The sequence below is a fragment of the Streptomyces spinoverrucosus genome (assembly GCF_006539505.1).
Classification (GTDB): domain Bacteria; phylum Actinomycetota; class Actinomycetes; order Streptomycetales; family Streptomycetaceae; genus Streptomyces; species Streptomyces spinoverrucosus.
Genome location: NZ_BJND01000036.1, coordinates 1 through 20495 on the forward strand (window position 1 = coordinate 1; position 20495 = coordinate 20495).

15 protein-coding genes and 1 tRNA gene are annotated in these 20495 nt (G+C 70.9%); 3 read left to right on the top strand and 13 right to left on the bottom strand.

Features of this window, described 5'->3' with window-relative positions:
* Positions 1–2025: AfsR/SARP family transcriptional regulator (locus SSP24_RS23665; protein WP_141311702.1), on the bottom strand; the 2025-nt coding region annotated here is incomplete at its 3' end.
* Positions 2026–2375: 350 nt separating this feature from the next.
* Between SSP24_RS23665 and SSP24_RS23670 the strand changes: the two genes are divergently transcribed.
* Positions 2376–3335: a D-2-hydroxyacid dehydrogenase family protein gene (locus SSP24_RS23670; protein ID WP_141311703.1), complete on the top strand. Its 960-nt coding sequence runs from the start codon at positions 2376–2378 to the stop codon at positions 3333–3335.
* A gap of 10 nt (positions 3336–3345) precedes the next feature.
* Here the strand turns inward: SSP24_RS23670 and SSP24_RS23675 are convergent, their stop codons facing one another.
* Both SSP24_RS23675 and SSP24_RS23680 read right to left on the bottom strand, forming a co-directional pair.
* Positions 3346–3930, bottom strand: a complete 585-nt coding sequence (locus SSP24_RS23675; protein ID WP_229865836.1) for a hypothetical protein — start codon at positions 3928–3930, stop codon at positions 3346–3348.
* Between the two features lie 103 nt (positions 3931–4033).
* Positions 4034–4522 carry a hypothetical protein gene (locus SSP24_RS23680; protein WP_141311705.1) on the bottom strand — a complete coding sequence of 163 codons (489 nt, stop codon included), beginning with the start codon at positions 4520–4522 and terminating at the stop codon, positions 4034–4036.
* A 534-nt stretch (positions 4523–5056) separates the two neighbouring features.
* Here SSP24_RS23680 and SSP24_RS23685 point away from each other — a divergent pair.
* On the top strand, positions 5057–5863 hold the full coding sequence (locus tag SSP24_RS23685) for a tetratricopeptide repeat protein (RefSeq protein ID WP_244951799.1): 807 nt from the start codon (positions 5057–5059) through the stop codon (positions 5861–5863).
* Here SSP24_RS23685 and SSP24_RS23690 read toward each other — a convergent pair.
* Entirely contained in the window at positions 5790–7172 is a 1383-nt protein-coding gene (locus tag SSP24_RS23690; protein WP_141311707.1) for a hypothetical protein, read from the bottom strand. The two genes, SSP24_RS23685 and SSP24_RS23690, sit on opposite strands and share 74 nt — an antisense overlap.
* Positions 7173–7314: 142 nt before the next feature.
* On the opposite strand from SSP24_RS23690, the gene SSP24_RS23695 reads away from it, so the two are divergent.
* On the top strand, positions 7315–7518 hold the full coding sequence (locus tag SSP24_RS23695) for a hypothetical protein (RefSeq protein WP_141311708.1): 204 nt from the start codon (positions 7315–7317) through the stop codon (positions 7516–7518).
* 62 nt (positions 7519–7580) lie between these two features.
* Here the strand turns inward: SSP24_RS23695 and SSP24_RS23700 are convergent.
* From SSP24_RS23700 to SSP24_RS23740, 9 genes are all read right to left on the bottom strand, one after another.
* A tRNA-Thr gene (locus SSP24_RS23700) sits at positions 7581–7657 on the bottom strand.
* A gap of 107 nt (positions 7658–7764) precedes the next feature.
* Positions 7765–9372: an alpha/beta hydrolase gene (locus tag SSP24_RS23705; protein WP_141311709.1), complete on the bottom strand. Its 1608-nt coding sequence runs from the start codon at positions 9370–9372 to the stop codon at positions 7765–7767.
* Positions 9373–9561: 189 nt separating this feature from the next.
* Positions 9562–10767, bottom strand: a complete 1206-nt coding sequence (locus SSP24_RS23710; RefSeq protein WP_141311710.1) for a DNA polymerase III subunit delta' — start codon at positions 10765–10767, stop codon at positions 9562–9564.
* Between the two features lie 97 nt (positions 10768–10864).
* Positions 10865–14101, bottom strand: coding sequence for a dTMP kinase (gene tmk, locus SSP24_RS23715; RefSeq protein WP_141311711.1), 3237 nt, complete (start codon positions 14099–14101; stop codon positions 10865–10867).
* 173 nt (positions 14102–14274) lie between these two features.
* Positions 14275–17112: a type I DNA topoisomerase gene (gene topA, locus SSP24_RS23720; protein WP_141311712.1), complete on the bottom strand. Its 2838-nt coding sequence runs from the start codon at positions 17110–17112 to the stop codon at positions 14275–14277.
* 264 nt (positions 17113–17376) lie between these two features.
* Positions 17377–17574: a hypothetical protein gene (locus SSP24_RS23725; RefSeq protein ID WP_141311713.1), complete on the bottom strand. Its 198-nt coding sequence runs from the start codon at positions 17572–17574 to the stop codon at positions 17377–17379.
* Positions 17575–17739: 165 nt separating this feature from the next.
* Positions 17740–17943, bottom strand: coding sequence for a hypothetical protein (locus SSP24_RS23730; RefSeq protein ID WP_141311714.1), 204 nt, complete (start codon positions 17941–17943; stop codon positions 17740–17742).
* Positions 17944–18211: 268 nt separating this feature from the next.
* A complete protein-coding gene (locus SSP24_RS23735) occupies positions 18212–19732 on the bottom strand; it encodes a DUF7059 domain-containing protein (protein WP_141311715.1) in 1521 nt (506 codons plus the stop codon).
* Positions 19733–19770: 38 nt separating this feature from the next.
* Complete coding sequence (locus SSP24_RS23740) at positions 19771–20361, bottom strand: small secreted protein (protein ID WP_141311716.1); 591 nt, start codon at positions 20359–20361, stop codon at positions 19771–19773.
* Positions 20362–20495: the final 134 nt, after the last annotated feature.

A 20495-nucleotide genomic window follows, 5' to 3' on the forward strand; every position in this document is an offset into this window, starting at 1 on the left:
CCCGTCCACCAGGGCCGACTCGAACGCGCGGTCGCTTTCACCGGCGTCGTCCTCGCTGCGCGCGCCCGCGGCCAGTTCGCGGGCGAAGTCGCGGACCAGGTCGTGGGGTGCGTAGCGGGCGTACGCCGTCTCCTCCAGGAGGGCCACGTCGACCAGTCGGTCCAGCGCGGCCTCGGCGCGGCGCTCGTCGGTGCCGGTGAGGCGGGCGATCAGGGGGGCGCCGTACGTGGGCAGGTCGAGCGCGCCGACGCGGCGCAGCGCGAGGGCGGCGTCCCGGTCGGCCTCGCGGTCGGAGGCGGCGAGCGCGTCATGGGCGACGGCGAGGGAACGCCGTACGCTCAGGTCGTCGTACTCCAGATGATGCAGCCGCCCCTCGGTGGCGGCCAGTTGACCGGCGAGTACGTCCGGCGTGAGCGCCCGGCGCGCGGCGAGCCGGGCCGCGACGACCCGCAGGGCGAGCGGAAGCCGGCCGGTGAGTTCGACGAGCGGATGACCGGCATCGAGCCCGTCCCGCCCGGACACCGCGCGCAGCAGCGCCGCGCTCTCCGCACTGCTCAGCGGCGTGAGCGGGAAGCGGCGGGCGCCGTCGAGGGCGGTCAGCGGCGAACGGCTCGTGACGATCACCACACACCCGGCGCCGGCCGGCAGCAGCGGCCGTACCTGCGCGGCGCTCGCGGCGTCGTCCAGCACCAGGAGCGTGCGCGTCGGCGCGAGCAGCGAGCGCAGCAACGCGGCGGCTGCATCGGGGTGTTCGGGGACGCGGCGGGGGTCGACGCCGAGGTCGCGGAGGAGCGCGGTGAGTGCCTGGCCCGGGGTGAGGGGGTTCATGCCGGGGGTGGCGCCGTGCAGATTGACGTAGAGCTGACCATCGGAGAAACGTTCCGCCAGAGCATGCGCGGCGTACAACGCGAGCGCGCTCTTGCCGACGCCGGCCATGCCACTGATGACGGCGAGGGCGGCGGGCTGGGTGAGGGTCGTAAGGAGGGCGTCGCGTACGGCGGCGCGGCCGGTGAAGTGGGCGGGCGGTGGGGGGAGTTGGGATGGGCGGGGTGCGGGCGCTTGCGCGGATGTTCCAGGGCCGTCCGCAGCCGCCCGCACCACGACACTCCCGCCTGACACCGCCTCGCCCGACTCCTCCTCCTGCCCCTCCCCGTCACTCTCCCGCGCACCTCCCCGCAACACCTCCACATGGGCCTCGCGCACGCCCACCCCCGGCTCGACACCCAACTCCTCCACGAGCCGGGTCCGCAGATCACGATGGACGGCGAGGGCCTCGGCGCGGCGGCCGGTGCGGTGCAGGGCGACCATGAGCTGGCGGTGGTACGCCTCGCGGAAGGGATGCTCGGCGGCGAGTGCGGCCAACTCCGGTACGAGCCCGGCAAGTCGATCACCCCCGGCCGCCCCGGGTTCTGCCAGCGCGAGCTCGGCGTCGTACCGCCACTCCAGTAGCAGCAGCCGCGCCTCGACCAGCCGCTGCACAAACGCGTACCCGCCCACCTCGGTCGGCAGCCCGCTCAAAGGCGCGCCCCGCCACAACGCGAGCGCCCGCGCACACTGGCGTACCGCCCGCTCCCACTCACGCCCGGCGTGCGCGGCGCGCGCCGCGGCGACATGGCTCTCGAAGACATGGACGTCCAACTCGCCCTGTTCCACCCGCAGCAGATACCCCGGCGGCACGGCACGCAGCCGTCCGGGATCGTCGAGCATGCGGCGCAGCCGGGCGACGTGGTTGTGCAGGGAGGCGTGCGCGGAGGCCGGCGGTGCGCCACCCCACAAGGCGTCCTTGAGCGACGCGACGGGCACGACCCGTCCCGCTTCGAGCAGCAACGCGGCCAGCAGAACGCGCGCCTTGGGGCTACCGACGGCTCGCACGGCAAGCCCCGGCCGCCCGGCGCCCGCGCCCCCGGCGTCGTACGAGGCACCGGATCCGTCGGTGTGCTCGCACCCCTCACCCTCACACGGCTCGTACAGAACAGGCGGTCCCAACAAACCAAACCGCAGTCCGAACCGAGGCCCGCACCGCATCACACCGCCCACAGCCTTCCTACGCGCCCACGCCCGATCCCGGGCAGGCTCCGTCGCACAAGACGTCCGGCGACTTCACGCCAACCCCGAGCCATCGAGCCAGCGCCGACCTAAAACCATTGGCCACATGTTAGCGATCCGTTGGTGTGGCCTGATGTGATCACTTCATCGGATCTGGCCCGACGGTGCGCGCGTACGTCGCGCAGCTCGGGGGAGTGTCGCCGCCGCGGCCGGATCCGGGACGCCAGTGGGCCCCGGTCGTCAGAGGTGAACGACGGGGGCCCGCGTCCGCACCGCGAGGCGGACCCGCCACCCTTGGGGGAGACACCGACACCCGGGGAGGACGAGACATGCGATACCGCTGCGCCGTACTGGACGACTACCAAGGCGTCGCGACCACGATCGCCGACTGGGCCCCGCTCGGCGACAGCGTGGAGGTCATCACCTTCCCCGACCACTTCCCCACCGAGGACGAACTGGCCGCGGCCCTCGCCGACTTCGACTTCGTGGTCACCCTGCGCGAACGAGTCCCCTTCCCCGCCTCGATCCTCGACCGGCTCCCCCGCCTCAAGCTCCTCATCGCGTCCGGCATGCGCAACTCGGTGATCGACTACGCCGCCGCACAGGCGAACGGCATCACCGTCTGCGGTACCGAGAGCTCCCCCACTCCCCCGGTCGAACTCACCTGGGCCCTGATCCTGGGCCTGGCCCGCGGCATCGTCCAGGAGAACGCCGCCCTGCGCACCGGCGGCCCCTGGCAGTCCACCGTCGGCGCGGACCTGCACGGCCGCCGCCTGGGCCTGCTCGGCCTCGGCAAGATCGGCAGCCGCGTCGCCCGCATCGGCCTGGCCTTCGGCATGGAGGTCACGGCCTGGAGCCAGAACCTCACCAAGGAGCGCACGGACGAACTCGGGGTCCACCTCTCCCCCTCGAAGGAGGACCTCCTCACCACGAGCGACTTCGTCTCGGTCCACCTGGCCCTGAGCGACCGCACCCGCTCCCTCCTGGGACCGGCCGAACTGGCCCTCCTCAAGCCCACGGCCTACCTGATCAACACCTCCCGCGCAGCGATCATCGACCAGGAGGCTCTCCTCACAGCCCTCCACGAGGGCCGCATCGCCGGCGCGGCGGTGGACGTCTACGACACGGAACCCCTCCCCACCGACCACCCCCTACGCAAGGCCCCCCACCTCCTGGCCACCCCCCACCTCGGCTACGTCTCACGCGCGAACTACGAGCGCTACTACGGCCAGGCGATCGAAAACATCCAGGCGTACCTGAACGGCACCCCAATCCGCCTCCTCGGCTGACCCTGGGCGTTCAGTTCTCGGGTTTGATCTTCGAGGACAGGTAGAGCAGCCCTGCCGTCGCCGCGATGAAACCTCCGGCCAGTTCTTCGTAGCCCTGGAAATAGGAGATGGGGACGGCGGTGGCGCAGGCTATTCCGGCGAGGTCTAGGACGCGTCCGATCAGTCGCCGGAATCTGCTCGGCGGCGGAGGGTGGGGGTTCGGCGGGTTTCCCCAGTGGGGAAAAGGACCCGGCCTGGGTTTCCAACCCTCGTCCAGGAGCCGCAGGAACTCCGGGTGGTGGCGGGCGTAGCTCAGGCGGTGGGGTGCCAGGCGCCGCCACGGCAGCCAACCATGCCTGATGGCGATCCAGGTGAGTGCCGGCAGGCAGGCCACTGCCGCCCAGATCGCTGCGACCGTCCGTCCTCCGGCCGAAGTCGGCAGAATGCCGAGGAGTCGGTCCAGCTGGCCGCTGGCAGCGTAGGCGATCAACGCGGCTATGGAGAGCATCGCTGCGGCCAGCTCGATCTGATGTCCGGTGTGGCAGCGGGCACAGCGTGGTACATGCACGGTTTCTTGGCGCCACGTGGTGCGCAGGACAACGATCCATGGGGTCATGGTGGTGTCGGTGTCCCGGTGCAGCCCCAGGACGCGGTCGTGCCACGACGCCGATGTGGCATTCCCGCAGAACCAGCACTCCCGTACCACGGCTTACCTCCCCCTACGGACGTCCGGGGCCCCCGGAGAGATGGCGCCCCTTGTCGCCCTCACTGCCCCGTGCAGCCCAGGGCATGCGGGACCGCAGATGAGGCAGCCTGGGGGCGGCCCACAGTCCGGCGGAGCCGAGCAGGATGAGGCAGACGCCGAAGAACCGCCTCGGTGTCTCCACTTCGGAGCACGCCTCTTCCCCGTCGCCGGGCCGCCAGTCCTCGTTTTCACCAGGCGTGAACGCGGTCCCGCAGTCAAGTCTGACCATCGACACAAGGCCGTCCTGCCCGCCGCTGTCGCCATCGTCAAAGAGGCCACCCGGCAGGATCATCGCCTGGTCGCTCGTGTCCCAGGAGTACAGGACGCTCATGTCGTACGGGTGGCCTTCGTCGTCCACGAAGTACGCGGCCGTGCGGGGGACCAGGAGCAGCCATCCGGCCCCCAGGAGCGCGGCAACCGACACGAGTCGCACCCAGAACTTCGGCCTGCGTAGGACGTTCATGGCCGGGACGGTAGGGGATACCGCCCGGGACCGGTCCCGGCATGTCACTGCCTTGTTGGGCGCGGATCACCCGGGACACGGACTACGGAGTGTCGGCGTCTGCGGGGTCCCACCGGCGGTCGTATGCGGCGATTCGTGGGTGATCGCGCCAGCGTGTCAGCGCCGTCAGCAGGTCGCGCCAAACACGTTCTCCGGAGAGGAGTTCGGCGGCGGGACGCTGGGTGGGTTGCATGGCGGCGGAGTCGATGTCGGCGAGCGGGAGCCAACTGAGGGACCGGAGGCGCCGATCCCACAGCTGCCACACGGTGACGACGTCGTCGGAGTCGGCGGTGACGATGGTGCTGCCGGATGCGGTGGCCGAGAGCTGCTTGACGAGGTTCTGGCTCTCGTCGGCGAGGATTCCCTCAACGCCGCCGCCAGGCAGCCGCCAGAGTCGAACTCCGTGTCCGCCTGCGCCGAATCCGGCGAGGAGTTCCCCGCCGCCGAGCGTGCGCCACTTCGATGGCTTCGAGCCAAGGCTTCGCGAAATCGAGCATGGCGCGTCTGGTCAGTGCGCACGACGACTTCACGACCGGCCTGCGCATCTTCCGTGAGACCGGGAATCGTTACTTCGAAGGGTTCGGGCTGGTCGGCCTCGGTATGGCCTGCCGGGACCTGGGTCGGCTGCACGAGGCCGCCGTTCACCTCGAACGTGCCATCGGCCTCGACGCAGAGCTCAGCCGGTGGGACAACAGCTCGGCCGTGCGGATCCTGGGCGGGGTGTACTGGGAACTCGGCCGTCTCGCCGACGGGCTCCACCTTCTCCGCCCAGCGGTGGCCTCGGCCGAAAGGGCCGGTTACCGCGACAGCCGCGCGATGATGCTCGACGCCCTCGCGAAGATCAGTCTGGAACTCGGCCGCCACCAAGAGGGGTTGGAGCAGGCCGAGCGGGCCCTGGCCATGGTCAGGGACACCAAACGGCACTGGATCCAGGCCGGCATCGAGACGAGGTTCAAGCGCGCCGAGGCAGACAGCCTCCTGAGTCTCTCCCTCACCCACCTGCACTTGGGCCAGCACGACGAGGCCCGCACCCATGCCGAACAGGCACTGCGCCTGGCACACCGACCCGACGAGGCCCGCACCCTCATGGCACTCGCCCGCATCCACCGGAAGACCGACGGTGCTGCCGCTGAACTGATGAGGCAGCAGGCATGGGACATCGAGAAACCGCAGGTCAGAGGCGAACTGGGGCAAGCCAGGCTTGATTTCAAGATCTTCAGGACGCTTCCTAGCTCCCGGAGCGGGCCTTCTCCAGGAGCTCCGTGTAGGGCGTCTGCGCCATGGAGCCACGCACCTGCGTGAGTCCGTACCGATCGATGACGTCTTCGTTCGCGTAGGGCCACAGAGGGTCGAAGACGATCCTTTCACCCGGTGGCGACACATCCACATCGATGCGGGGCCAGTCACGGCTGGCCACCCTCCATACGGTTATACGCTGCATGCCGCGAGTCACGTTGAGAATCTCACTGCTGTTCGAGATCTCGGATTGATATCTGTATATGGCACCGGGGGGATCCCCCTCCTGGCGTTCCCTTTTGAGCTTCTCGCCCCCCACCCCGGAACGTGAGTAATCGCGATCCAGTGTCATCCTGTCTTTCCTGATCACGATCACCTCGGTGCGGGCGGTGATTGCTTCATAGTTGAGCTTGTCGGGATCCTTGATTTCAACGACCGCATCCTGCGCAATTTCTTCCCCTGGATTCAACACGCGGCCCGGCGGCATGATGAACTCGTCATCGTAGATCAACTTGAGTCCAGAAGTCTTGTCCTCGGAAATACTGCTCGCAGGCCCGCCGTGGATCAAGTAGATGCTACCGAGGACATAGACGGGAACCTGACCGGAGTTTTTTAAATACAGATGCACCGTCACGTACATCTGCGCCCCTCTCCTGCCCAAACTCGACTCCCTGAACTCAGCCCCAGTCTGTATCAGCGGGGTTGTCACATAGGGAACATAGATCTGCGAATATGCCAAATTGGCACCCGCGAGAAGGAATGAGACGATCGCCCCGATCGCGATGCGCTGGGGATTGCGGAGACCCTTCCACGCCCGGCATCGGAAGAGTCCGTACAGGGCCAACGAAGACCAGACGACGAGGATGATCCCAATCAGGGTATAGCGGTTGGCGCGCTCGCCGATCTGCAGAAGGAGGAGGGAGGAACTGCAGAGAAAGGCGATCACGACTCCGGCCAGAACGGCCACCCCCGAGTAGCGTCTTCGCCGGTTGTGCCAATAGTCGAGAGCCGCCGCCACGGCAATCAATTCCACCAGGGCCGCAACAATAATGGTAATTCCTGCGATCCGCCCGCCGTAGGTCAGGGCATCGCGGGTGTCCGCTATTCCGATCGTGATGAGCAGGTATGCAGTCGCGAGGAGGCCGACAACCATGAAGCCGAGAACTGCTCGTCGCCGCCCCGATCGATCCGGCCAGACAGTGCTGTCGGCGCCAACCCAATGAATGTCGTGCCCGACGCCCAGCCCAGCGCGTCGCAGGCGTCTTCGGAGTTCCCTGGCGGACCGAACCTTGGCCACAGGCTCGCCGTTGATCAGGACCTTCCGCAAGCCGAGGTCATCAGGCGCCCCTACGGTCACCTCGGGCATGTTCGCCATGACACCAGCCTGCCGCTTGTCCGCGGGAGGCGCCCCTGGAGCGCGCGCCCCGGGAGCGCCCCCGCGTCAGGGTGCGCTCGTCGCGGCGCAGGGTGAAGCTGGTCATGACGTGTTGGTGTCGCTCGTCCTCACAGGAGCTCCCATGCGTACACGACTTCTCGGGTTAACCGCCGCCGTAATACTGGCCGCTCTTGGCGCCATGGGCCCCGTTGCGCAGGCTGCCGTACCGGCTGTCGACGGGCCGACGTGTGTGGCCGGTCACGGAACAGTGGAGTACGACTCCAGTACCGGCCTGTGGACCTGCATGGGCGGCAAGCACGACGGCGAACCCATCACCGGGAACTGAACGACTCCGCATCCGCTGAACGAAAAACCCCAGCTCAGAAGCCCTCTGAGCTGGGGTTCATGTGGAGCCGCCTTCGGGATTCGAACCCGAGACCTACGCATTACGAGTGCGTTGCTCTGGCCATCTGAGCTAAGGCGGCGCGCTGTCCGCACTATGGTGCGATCAGCAACGTCGGTAAGTCTACACAGTTTCCGGGGGTGCTCCGTACCGGCCCCGGAGCGCGGGGTTCCGAGGCCGGGCGCGGTGCTAGGAGCAGCGCTTTCCGTCCGTGGGTGGGGTGCCGCGGACGAGGTACGTGTTGATCGTACGGTCGATGCACTCGCTGCCGCGGCCGTACGCGGTGTGGCCGTCGCCGTCGTAGGTGAGGAGGCGGCCGGAGGAGAGCTGGCGGGACAGGGACTGGGCCCAGCGGTACGGGGTCGCCGGGTCGCGGGTGGTGCCGACCACGACGATCGGCGCCGCGCCCCTCGCCTCGATGCGGTGCGGCTCGCCCGTGGCCGCGACCGGCCAGTACGCGCAGTTCAGCGCGGCCCAGGCGAGGGCTTCGCCGAAGACCGGGGACGCCTTCTCGAAGGTGGGCAGCGACTTGCGTACGTCTTCCGGGGTGCCGAAGGCGGGCGGCAGGTCCAGGCAGTTCACGGCGGCGTTGGCGTACATCAGGTTCGAGTAACGGCCGTCCGCTTCCCGCTCGTAGTAGCCGTCCGACAGGACGAGCAGCCCGGCGCCGTCGTTCTTCTTCATCGCCGCGGTCAGCGCCTCGCGCAGCTGCTGCCAGGCCGCCTCGTCGTACATCGCCGCGATCACACCGGTGGCGGCCAGGGACTCGGTGAGCCTGCGGCCGTCCGCGTCGCCCGTGGGCAACGGCTTCGCGTCGAGCTTGTCGAAGAACGCCTTGAGGTTCCGGCCGGCCTGCTCCGGCCTCGTCCCACGACCCCCGAGCGGGCAGCCCGCCTGCCGTACGCAGTCCTTCGCGAACGCCTTGAACGCCGTCTCGAACCCGGCCGTCTGCTCCAGGTTCAGCCGGCGGGCCGGCAGTGTCGGGTCCATCGCGCCGTCCAGGACCAGCCGCCCCACCCGCTTCGGGTAGAGCCCGGCGTACGTCGCACCGAGGAACGTCCCGTACGACGCCCCCACGTACGTCAGCTTCCGGTCCCCCAGCGCCGCCCGCAGGATGTCCATGTCCCGGGCCGCGTCGACCGTCGAGACATGCCGCAGCAGCTCGGGCGCGTCGGCCCCGCACCCCTCGGCGAAGCCCTTGTACGCGTCCACCAGCCCGTCGACCTCCCGCTGGTCGTCGGGAGTGACGTCCGTCAGCGTGTACGCGTCCATCTTCCGCCCGTCGAGACACTCGACGGGCTCGCTGCGGGCGACTCCGCGCGGATCGACCGCGACCATGTCGTACCGGGCGCGCACCTGTGCCGGGTAGCCGATCCCGGCGTACGACTGCAGGTAGCCGATCGCCGAACCGCCCGGCCCGCCCGGGTTCACCAGCAGTGAGCCGAGCCGCTTGCCCGGTCCCGTCGCCTTCTTGCGGGCCACCGCGAGCCGTACGTCGCCGGCGTCGGTCCTGGCGTAGTCGAGCGGTGCCCGCAGCGTGGTGCACTCGAAGCCGGGGACACCGCAGGAGCGCCAGCGGAGCTTCTGCCCGTAGTACGGCGCCAGGGCGGACGGCGTCGCCTCGGGCAGCGCCGCGAGCTCCGCCGCCTGGGCCGCCGGCGAGCTGGCGGAACTCGTCGAGCTCCCGGAGGAGCAGGCGGAGACGACCAGCGCCGCGAGGGCGAGGAACGTGGCTCCGGTACGGGACCTGGCCCTGAACATGGTCCTGGACCTGCGGTGGGTGCGCCTTGTGTACATCCGGCGAGCGTAACGCTGTGCGACGGTTTGGGTGCAGTACGTACGGCTTGTGCCTCGGACGAGTGGGGGCTGTCCCACGGATGAGGGACGCCGTCAACGGGTTGCGGCGGGGGTGACGGGCGCCGTCAGTCTCCGGGGGACGGGGTGACAGGCCGCCGCCGGTCATCAGCCGAAGGCCGCTGCCCCCGCTCAGCCCGCTCTGAGTGCCATCGTCATCGCCTCCACGGCAAGCAACGGCGCCACATTCCGGTCGAGTGCGTCCCGGCACGCGGCGATCGCCTCGATGCGGCGCAGAGTGGATTCGGGTGAGCTGCTGCGGGCGAGCCGCTCCAACGCGTCCTCGGCGTCCGTGTTGGCCAGCGCGATCCGGGAGCCGAGCTGGAGGGCGAGGACGTCGCGGTAGAAGGCCGTGAGGTCGGTGAGCGCGAGGTCGAGGCTGTCGCGCTGCGTCCGGGTGCGCCTGCGCTTCTGCCTGTCCTCCAGCTCCTTGATCACGCCCGCCGTACCTCGCGGCATCCGGCCCCCCTGAGCCGCGCCCAGCGCCGCCTTCAGCTCCTCGGTCTCCTTGGCGTCCATCTCCTCGGCGAGCTGCTTGGCGTCCTCCGCGGCCGCGTCGACCAGTTCCTGGGCGGCCTTCAGACAGCCGCCGATGTCGTCGACGCGCAGCGGCAGCTTCAGCACGGCCGCCCGGCGCTCCCGCGCCGCCGGGTCCGTGGCCAGGCGGCGGGCGTGGTCCACATGCCCCTGCGTGGCGCGGGCAGCGGCGGCGGCCACGGCGGGTTCGATGCCCTCGCGCCGTACGAGCATGTCGGCGACGGCCTCCACCGAGGGGGTGCGCAGGTTCAGGTGGCGGCAGCGGGAGCGGATGGTGGGCAGGACGTCCTCGATGGAGGGGGCGCACAGCAGCCAGACGGTACGCGGGGCGGGCTCCTCGACCGCCTTGAGGACGGCGTTGGCGGATTTCTCGTTCAGCCGCTCGGCGTCCTCGACCAGGATGATCTGCCAGCGGCCGTTCGCCGGCGAGGTGAACGACTTGCGGACCGTGTCCCGCATGTCGTCCACGAGGATCTGCGCGCCGACCGCGACGACCGTGGTGACGTCGGCGTGCGTGCCGACCAGGGCCGTATGGCACCCGTCACAGAACCCGCACCCCGGTGCGCCGCCCAGCGCGCGGTCCGGACTCACGCACTGCAGCGCCGCCGCGAACGCCCGCGCGGTCTGCGTCCGCCCCGCCCCGGGCGGCCCCGTGAACAACCACGCGTGCGTCATCTTGGACGCCTCGGGCAGCGGAGCGTCGGCCGCGACCGCGGTGACCAGCGCGTCGGCGTCCCGGGCAGCGGCGGTGAGCTGCTCGCTCACCCTCTCCTGCCCGACGAGGTCGTCCCACACGCTCATGGGTCACGCCGCCCTTCCGTCACACTCCGCGGTACGCCCTCCATTGTGCGGGCGACCACTGACAACGGTCGGCCGACTCCGGCCCCGCAGGCGTACGTCAGCGCCCGCGGCCCTTGCCCCGCCGGTCCTGCTCGTCGTCGTAGTCGTCCTCGTGCGGCCCGAGCAGCTCGTCCGCCAGCGACGGCAGATCGTCCAGCGGCGTCTCCTCGGCCCATTCCGGCCGCGGCCGCCGCTGCGGCCTGCCGTCGGCGTCGACCTGCGGCAGCTCCCGCGTACGGTCCTCGGTCCCGTCCGGACCCGCCCCCGACCGCTCGTCCCGGAAGAACCCCGGCGGCACCCGGTCGGCAGGATCCTCACCCCGCACGGGAGGCAGCACCGCGGTCTCGTCCGCGGCACCGGGCACGACCGGCGGCAGTACGGCGGTCTCGTCCGCAGCACCCGAGGGCTCCCCCGGCCCACCACGGCGCTCCACCGGCGGCAGCACAGCCGTCTCGTCCCCCGCCCCCGGAGCGACCCCCGGCTGCGGCAACTCAGCAGTCACCTCGGCATCCGACCCACCGGCGTCAGCCCCATCGGCCCCAGGCCGCACCGGCCGCAGCACGGCCGTGTCCTCCACGGGCCCGCCCGACGCGTTCGTCGGCGTCACCACCGGCGTGGGCACAGTCGCCGCGTCCGGCGGCACCGCGGGCGTCGCCGGAGCCGTCGGCTGCCGGGGTCCCGCCGCTGCCGCCGCCGCGGCCTGCTCGGCCGCCCGGCGTGCCTCCTCGGCCCGCAGCAGCGCCTCCTCGGCCTTGCGCTGCTTCTCCAGGCGCTGCGCCTCGGCCTCGGCCCGAATCCGGGCCTCCTCCTCGGCCTGCTTGCGACGCCGCTCCTCCTCGGCCTTGCGGCGGGCTTCCTCCTCGGCTCGCGCCTGTTCCTCGGCGAGTAGCCGAGCCCGCTCCTCCTCGGCGCGGCGGCGTGCCTCCTCGGCGCGCTGCCGGGCCTCCTCCGCCTGCCGTTCGGCCTCGCGCCGCTGCGCCTCCTCCAGTTCGCGCCGCTTGCGCTCCTCCTCCTCGGCGCGCAGCCGGGCGAGCTGCTCCTGGCGCTCCCGCTCCAGGCGCTCCTCCTCGGCCTTGCGGGCGGCTTCTTCCTCGGCCTTGCGGCGGGCTTCCTCCTCGGCCTTGCGGCGCGCCTCCTCCTGGGCCTTCACCTCGGCCTCGGACAGCGGCAGCAGCTGGTCGAGCCGGTGCCGGATCACGGTCGTGACGGCCTCGGACTCCTGCCCGGCGTCCACCACCAGGTACCGCCCGGGGTCGGCCGCGGCGAGCGTCAGGAAACCGGACCGCACGCGCGCGTGGAACTCGGCCGGCTCCGACTCAAGCCGGTCCGGCGCCTCCGTGAACCGCTCGCGCGCGGCCTCCGGCGAGACGTCCAGCAGGACGGTGAGGTGCGGGACGAGACCGTGGGTCGCCCAGCGGTTGATGCGGGCGATCTCGGTCGGGGACAGGTCGCGGCCCGCCCCCTGGTACGCCACCGACGAGTCGATGTACCGGTCGGAGATCACGACCGCGCCCCGCTGAAGGGCGGGCCGGACCACGGTGTCCACGTGCTCGGCGCGGTCCGCCGCGTACAGCAGCGCCTCCGCGCGGTGCGAGAGCCCGGCGCTGGACACGTCCAGCAGGATCGACCGCAGCCGCTTGCCCACCGGCGTCGCCCCGGGCTCGCGGGTCAGCACGACCTCGTGGCCCTTGGCCCTGATCCACTCGGCGAGCGCCTCGGCCTGGGTGGACTTCCCGGCGCCGTCGCCGCCCTCCAGGGCGATGAAGAACCCGGACGCGGCGGGCGTCGGCTCGGTGTCGTCGCCGCCGAGCAGCGCGTGGCGCAGGTCCTGGCGCAGCGGCACCCCGGAGCGGTCGTCGAGCTTGGCCAGCACCAGCGCGGCCACCGGCAGCAGCAGCGCCCCGACCAGCATCAGCGTGAACGCCGCCCCGCCGTGCGCGAACACGAACTTGCCGCTCTCCAGCCGGTGCGGCCCGATCAGCGCCGCCACCAGGGGCGCGATCAGCGCGCCGAGCGCCACGAAGACCCGCACCACCGCGTGCAGGTGCTCGGTCGTGCGGGCCTGCCGGAAGTCCTCGGCCTCCTGGTCGAGCAGCGTGTGCCCGGTGTTGGCGGCCACACCCGCGCCGACACCGGCCAGCGCGACGATCAGCAGCACGGTGGCGACGTCCGGGACGAGCCCGGCGGCCAGCAGCGCGACGCCGGTGAAGGCGATGGCCAGCGCCAGCAGCCGGCGCCGCGACAGCGACACCAGCACCTTCGGTGCCGTACGGATACCGACGACGACACCGCCGGTGAGCAGGCACACCAGCAGCCCGTACGTCACCGGGCCGCCGCCCAGGTCCTTGGCGTGCAGCACGGACACCGCGACGGCGGCGGCCACCGCGGCGGCGACGGCCGCGCAGGCGAGCACCAGCAGCGGCATCGCGCCCGTACGGCCCTTGTCGCCGCCACCGGCCGTCCGGGGGCGGCGCAGCCCCTCCAGCGGGGACCGCGCGCGCGGGGTGCGCGTGCCGGGCACCTCCAGGAAGGTCAGCACGGACAGGGACGCGGCGAACAGGCCCGCCGCGACATACGAGGCGAGGGCCGCCTGGTGCTGGTCGAACCAGTCGACCCCGGCACCCAGCAGATTGTTGAACAATCCTGCGACGACCAGCGCGGCACCCGCGAGGGGGACGGCCACAAAGCTCGTACGCAGCGAGAGGCGGCGCAGCGCGTCCGTGTGGTCCGGCAGCGGCCGTACCGTCGCGCCCTCCGGCGGCGGCGCGGGCAGCAGCGCGGGCGCGGCGCTCTCGCGGCACACCGTCCAGAACCGCTCGGCGACACCGGTGACGAACACGGTCACCAGCAGCACAGCGAGCGCGTCGTCCGGCGTCCAGTCGATCCACAGCGGCGCGACGATCAGCAGCGCGGCCCGCAGCCCGTCCGCGCCGACCATGGTCCAGCGGCGGTCGAGCGGGCCGTCCTGCGAGGTGAGCGAGGACAGCGGGCCGAGGAGGACGGCACCGAAGAGCAGTGTCGCGAGAATGCGCACCCCGAAGACGGTCGCCACCGCGAACGCCACGCCCCGGTACCCACCGCCGAACGACCCCTCGGCGATCGCCGCCTGGAGGACGAGGACGACCAGCACCAGGAGCGCGAGGACGTCACCGATGCCGCTGACGAGCTGCGCGCTCCACAGCCGCTTCAGCTGCGGTCGGCGCAGCAGTGCGCGCACGGCGCGCTCGCGGGAGTCCGCGACCAGGGCGTCGTCGGGGGCCGGGTGATGGGCCGTTGGCTGCTCGGCTCGGGTCATGCTTTCAGCCTATCGGGCCGCACCGACACTCCAGTGCGGACGCCCGAACGTCCGCGCGCCCCGGCACCGATGTGATGCCGGGGCGTTGGTTTCGCGAACGTGCGGTGGAGGAAAGGCCGTTGCCGACCGAGACGGGCCCGTCCGGCCCCGCCCGGTGCGCCGACCCTCCGGCCTCAGTCCTCCGACGTCGTCTTGGAAGCCGTCGCCTTCTTCGCGGCCGTCTTCTTGGCGGTCGTCGTCTTCTTCGCGGCCGTGGTCTTCTTGGCGGCCGTCTTCTTCGCAGCCGTCGCCGTCTTCGCAGGAGCCTTCTTCGCCGGGGCCTTCTTGGCGGCGGCCTTCTTCGCCGTCTTCTTGGCCGGCCCCTTCGCGCGCTTCTCGGCGAGCAGTTCGAAGCCGCGCTCCGGAGTGATCGTCTCGACGCTGTCGCCGGAGCGCAGGGTCGCGTTGGTCTCGCCGTCGGTGACGTACGGACCGAAGCGACCGTCCTTGACGACCACCGGCTTGCCGCTGACCGGGTCCTCGCCCAGCTCCTTCAGCGGCGGCTTGGCGGCCGCGCGGCCACGCTGCTTGGGCTGGGCGTAGATCGCCTGCGCCTCCTCCAGCGTGATCGTGAAGATCTGGTCCTCGGACTGCAGCGACCGCGAGTCCGTCCCCTTCTTCAGGTACGGCCCGTAGCGCCCGTTCTGCGCGGTGATCTCGGCGCCGTCCGCGTCCGTGCCGACGACACGCGGCAGCGACATCAGCTTGAGGGCGTCCTCCAGCGTCACCGTGTCCAGCGCCATCGACTTGAACAGCGAGGCCGTACGCGGCTTCACGGCGTTCTTGCCGGTCTTCGGCGTGCCCTCGGGCAGCACCTCGGTGACATACGGGCCGTAGCGGCCGTCCTTGGCGACGATCGTGTGGCCGGTTGCCGGGTCCGTGCCCAGCTCGAAGTCGCCGCTCGGCTTGGCGAGCAGCTCCTCCGCGAGCTCGACGGTCAGCTCGTCCGGCGCCAGGTCGGAGGGGATGTCGGCCCGCTGGTGCTGCTCGGTGTCCTTCTCGCCGCGCTCGATGTACGGGCCGTAGCGGCCGACGCGGAGCACGATGTCGTTGCCCACCGGGAACGAGGACACCTCGCGCGCGTCGATCGCGCCCAGGTCGGTCACCAGCTCCTTGAGGCCGCCGAGGTGGTCCCCGTCGCCGTTGCCGGCGTCCGCGGCACCGCCCTCGCCCGTGCCCTCACCGAAGTAGAACCGCTTCAGCCACGGCACGGCTTGCGCCTCACCGCGGGCGATGCGGTCGAGGTCGTCCTCCATCTTGGCGGTGAAGTCGTAGTCGACGAGCCGCCCGAAGTGCTTCTCCAGGAGGTTGACCACGGCGAAGCTCAGGAAGGACGGGACGAGTGCCGTGCCCTTCTTGAAGACATAGCCGCGGTCGAGGATCGTGCCGATGATCGACGCGTACGTCGACGGGCGGCCGATCTCGCGCTCTTCGAGCTCCTTGACCAGCGACGCCTCGGTGTAGCGGGCGGGCGGCTTGGTGGCGTGCCCGTCGGCGGTGATCTCCTCGGCGGTCAGCGGGTCGCCCTCGCCGACCTGCGGCAGCCGGCGCTCGCGGTCGTCCAGCTCGGCGTTCGGGTCGTCGGCGCCCTCGACGTAGGCCTTCAGGAAGCCGTGGAACGTGATCGTCTTGCCGGACGCGCTGAACTCGACGTCCCGCCCGTCGGCCGCGGTGCCGCCGATCTTCACGGTCACGCTGTTGCCGGTCGCGTCCTTCATCTGGGAGGCGACCGTCCGCTTCCAGATCAGCTCGTAGAGCTTGAACTGGTCGCCGGTCAGACCCGTCTCGGCGGGCGTGCGGAAACGATCACCCGAGGGGCGGATCGCCTCGTGCGCCTCCTGCGCGTTCTTGACCTTCCCGGCGTACGTCCGCGGCTGCGCCGGCAGGTAGTCGGCGCCGTACAGCTGCGTGACCTGGGCGCGGGCGGCGGCCACCGCCGTGTCGCTCAGGGTCGTGGAGTCCGTACGCATGTACGTGATGTAGCCGTTCTCGTACAGCTTCTGCGCGATCTGCATGGTCGCCTTCGCGCCGAAGCCGAGCTTGCGGCTGGCCTCCTGCTGCAGCGTCGTCGTACGGAACGGGGCGTACGGCGAGCGGCGGTACGGCTTGGACTCGACCGACCGGACGGAGAACCGGGTGTCCTCCAGGACGGCGGCGAGGGCGCGGGCGTTCGCCTCGTCGAGGTGGAGGGTGTTCGCGCTCTTCAGTTGTCCCAGGGAGTCGAAGTCGCGGCCCTGCGCGACCCGCCTGCCGTCGACGGTCTGCAGGCGGGCGACCAGCGACGACGGGTCCGACGAATCCCCCGCGCGGCCGGTCGCGAAGGTGCCCGTCAGGTCCCAGTACTCAGCAGAACGAAACGCGATGCGCTCGCGTTCCCGCTCGACCACGAGTCGGGTGGCGACCGACTGGACGCGGCCCGCCGACAGCCGCGGCATGACCTTCTTCCACAGCACCGGCGAGACCTCGTAGCCGTAGAGGCGGTCGAGGATGCGGCGGGTCTCCTGGGCGTCGACGAGCTTCTGGTTGAGCTGGCGCGGGTTGGCCACGGCGGCCTGGATCGCGGCCTTGGTGATCTCGTGGAAGACCATCCGCTTGACCGGGACCTTGGGCTTGAGGACCTCCTGGAGGTGCCAGGCGATGGCCTCGCCCTCCCGGTCCTCGTCAGTGGCGAGATAGAGCTCGTCGGAGTCCTTCAGCAGGTCCTTGAGCTTCTTGACCTGGGCCCTCTTGTCGGCGTTGACCACATAGATCGGCTGGAAGTCGTGTTCGACGTCCACACCGAGTCGGCGGACCTCGCCGGTGTACTTCTCGGGCACCTCCGCGGCGCCGTTGGGAAGGTCACGGATGTGCCCGACGCTCGCTTCGACGACGTAGCCGGGGCCGAGGTAGCCCTTGATCGTCTTCGCCTTGGCAGGCGACTCGACGATGACGAGTCGGCGGCCGCCCTGTGCGGTCTCGCTGGTCGGGGACAACTTCGCTCTTCTCTCCGGTCGACGCTGGGGCCTCCCCAGGCCTTGCTCCCGGGGTCAGGGCACCTTTCATGGCTCACTCGCTGGTGACGCTGCGGAGTGTGACGGTACATCCCGCCCCCGTGTCAAACGGGAAAAGCCCGCAACGGCCACTCGAACGGTAACCCGACTACCGCCATTCCTGCCGCCCGGCATGTCCACCGATCCGATCGGGTCTATCCGGAGCGTGTCCCACCGATTACCCCAGGTGGAACGCGTCCTCGGTTGTCAGACCTGGGTGAAGCACCACGCTCCGAGGGTCAGCGCGATCACTGCGGCGATGCTCGCGAGGGTCGCCGATGCGACGGGGCTCACACCGAGGGCGACGGGTTCGCGGCGGCGTACCCGGGTCGCCGTCCACACCAGCAGGCCGCCTCCGAACAGGGCGAACACCACTCCCGCGAAGATCGCCGGTCCGCTCTCCATGGCTCCCCGTGTCCCTTTTTCCGTCGGCGAGTGTCCGCTCCCCGGGAGGTTGACACGCACGGGCTGCGTCGAGGCGAACTTGACGTGAACGCGAGGTCGACGGGGCTGTGCGTCTACTTTGAGCCAAGGGCTGGATCCGTCGCGCCGGGATTTTCGAAAATTTCTTCAGCCGCCCACCTTGAGCCGCCCTCGGACCATGATCCGGCCGCGCTCGGACCGCACCCGGCGTCGGTGTCCCCATCGGAGGGCGACTTTCCGGCCGGAGTCGTACGGCCCCTGCGGCGCGGGCAGCGGCCAGACGCCGTACGTCGGCTCCGTCGCTGGGGGCAGCCCCACCCCGGTGTGCAGCCACACAGGGCGCAGCTGCACCACCGGGCGCACTCCGCCCGGGCTGCCGTTCCCAGGTGTGGCCGATTCTCCGCCGCCAGGCACACCGGGGGCTCCCGCACCGCCGCCAGCGCTTCAACCCCGACGCCAGCTCCCCACCCACACTCGCGCAGCACCCGCGCGTGCGGTCCTGCGCCAGAAGGATGTTGGCCGGTTTCACATCCCTGTGGAGGAGGCCGATCCGGTCCCCAGCGGTGAGCAAGCGCCTCGCCCCCGGCGCACTCCCACCCCCACGCGCCCCCCGCTCACCTCACCCCGCCGGTTCCAAGAACCCCTGTTCCACCAGCAACCGAATCTGCGCCGGCGTCCGATCCCGCAGCAACACCGGATCCTCACCCACCAGTTGGGCGATGGCGTCCAAAATCCGCCCCGCGGTCAGCGACCCGTCGCACACCCCTGCGAAGCCCGCGCCCACCGTGTCCACCTTGGTGGCCCGCCGCATGCCCCGGTTCTGCCGCAGTACGACATGCTCCGGATCCTCCGCCCCGGGCAGCCCGACCTGCTCCTGCACCACCTCGGCGGCCAGCCGGAAGCGCTCCTCCAGCAGGGCCGCGTCGTCCCGTGACCGCAGGTAGTCCAGCCGTTCGAAGTGCGCCCGGACCGTGTCGCCGAGCGGTTGTTCGACCGGATGTGGCCACTCCTCCACGGTGATCGAGGGCACCGCGGCCCCCCGCTTGCGCAGGGTGATCCACCCGAACCCGACCGCCCGCACCTTGCGCGCCTCGAACTCGTCCAGCCAGTCGTCGTACCGCGCCTGGTACGCGGCCACGTCACCCCGGTGGTCGCCGGCGTCGCGCAGCCACAGCTCGGCGTACTGCGTGACGTCCTGCACCTCGCGCTGCACGATCCACGCGTCGCACCCGCGCGGCACCCAAGACCGCAGCCGCTCCTGCCAGTCCTCCCCCTCCACGTGCTGCCAGTTGGCGAGGAACTGCGCGAACCCGCCCTCGTTCAGCCGCTCCCCCGCCCGTTGAACGAGCGTGCGGCACAGATCGTCCCCGCCCATGCCGCCGTCGCGGTACGTCAGCCGGGCGCCGGGAGAGATCACGAAGGGCGGGTTCGACACGATCAGGTCGAACTTCTCGTCGTTCGACAGCGGCTCGAAGAGCGAGCCCTCGCGCAGGTCCGCGGCCGGTGCGCCGGACAGTGCGAGGGTGAGCGCGGCGATGTGCAACGCGCGCGGGTTGACGTCGGTCGCCGTCACGCGCGTGGCGTGCTGTGCGGCGTGCAGCGCCTGGATGCCGGACCCGGTGCCCAGGTCGAGGGCCGAGGAGACGGGCGTACGGACCGTGATGCCGGCGAGCGTCGTGGACGCGCCGCCGACGCCCAGGACGACGGCCTCGTCCCGCCGCCCGATACCCCCCGCGCCGCCGACCGCGCAGCCGAGGTCGGACACGATGAACCAGTCCTCGCCGTCGAGCCCGCCGTACGGCCGTACGTCAACGGTGGCCGCGACCTCGTCGCCGCCGACGCGCGTCAGCCACCCGCTCTCCAGGCACGCGGCGACGGGCAGAACGCCCTCTACGCGCGCGTGCGGCACGGGTTGCTGCAACAGGAACAGCCGTACGAGCATCTCCAGCGGCGTGTCGCCGCGCGTCGCCCGGAGCGCCGGAACGGTCTCGCTGCGCGCCAGCGCCGCGTACGCGGGGGCGCCGAGCAGTTCGAGCAGTCCGTCGGCGGTGAAGGCGGCCCCCAGGAGGGCGTCCCGCAGCCGCGCGGTGACATCGGGACGGTCGGTGGCGGGCAGGGCGGAGAGGCTGGCGTTGCTCACGCCCCCATTGTGACCGCGCGGCCCGGTCGCCGCGAACGTCAGCCCTGGGTGGCCGACGGCGAGGACGACGCGCTCTTGCAGGTCTCCTGCCGGGCCATCGCCTGGCCGACCTCGCCCTCCTCCAGGGTGGTCAGCGCGTCGCTGCCGCTCTGGCCGAGCTTGTCCAGCTCGGTGGCGATGCCCTTGAGGCCGTCCGCGAACTTCGCCTGGTCCTTGGTGTCGAGGTCGTCGACCTGGTTCTTCAGGGAGGCGTAGGAGGAGGCGATGCCGTTGAGCTCCTTGACCGCGTCCTGCTGCTTCTTCTCGCCGTTCTCGACGTCGGGCGCGCCGGCCTTGTTCACGGCGGCGCCGATCGCCTTGTAGGCGTCGGACATGTCCTGGAAGGCCTGCGCGTCGGTCTTCTGGACCTCTTCCGGCGTGCTGCTGTCCGAGGTCTCCTTCTGGATCGCGGAATTGGCGGCCGCGATCTTCTTGGCCTGCGGCTGTACGGCGTCGCAGACCTGCTTGGCCCAGGCATCCAGCTTCTCGTTGCTGTCGTCGCCGCTGCATCCCGACAGCGCCAGTACCAGTACCGCACCGCCGGACAGTGCGACCGCGAGCTTCTTGTTCACCGGATTGGTCCCTTCCATGGCTCTCGGCCCCGGAACATACACGCCAAGCGGACGGCAAACGTATGACTAACGTCCGATATTCACCGCATTGCAGCCATTCGTACCAGGGGAGAGAAGGCTCACGGCACGAGCGTGAACACAACGGAGCGGGC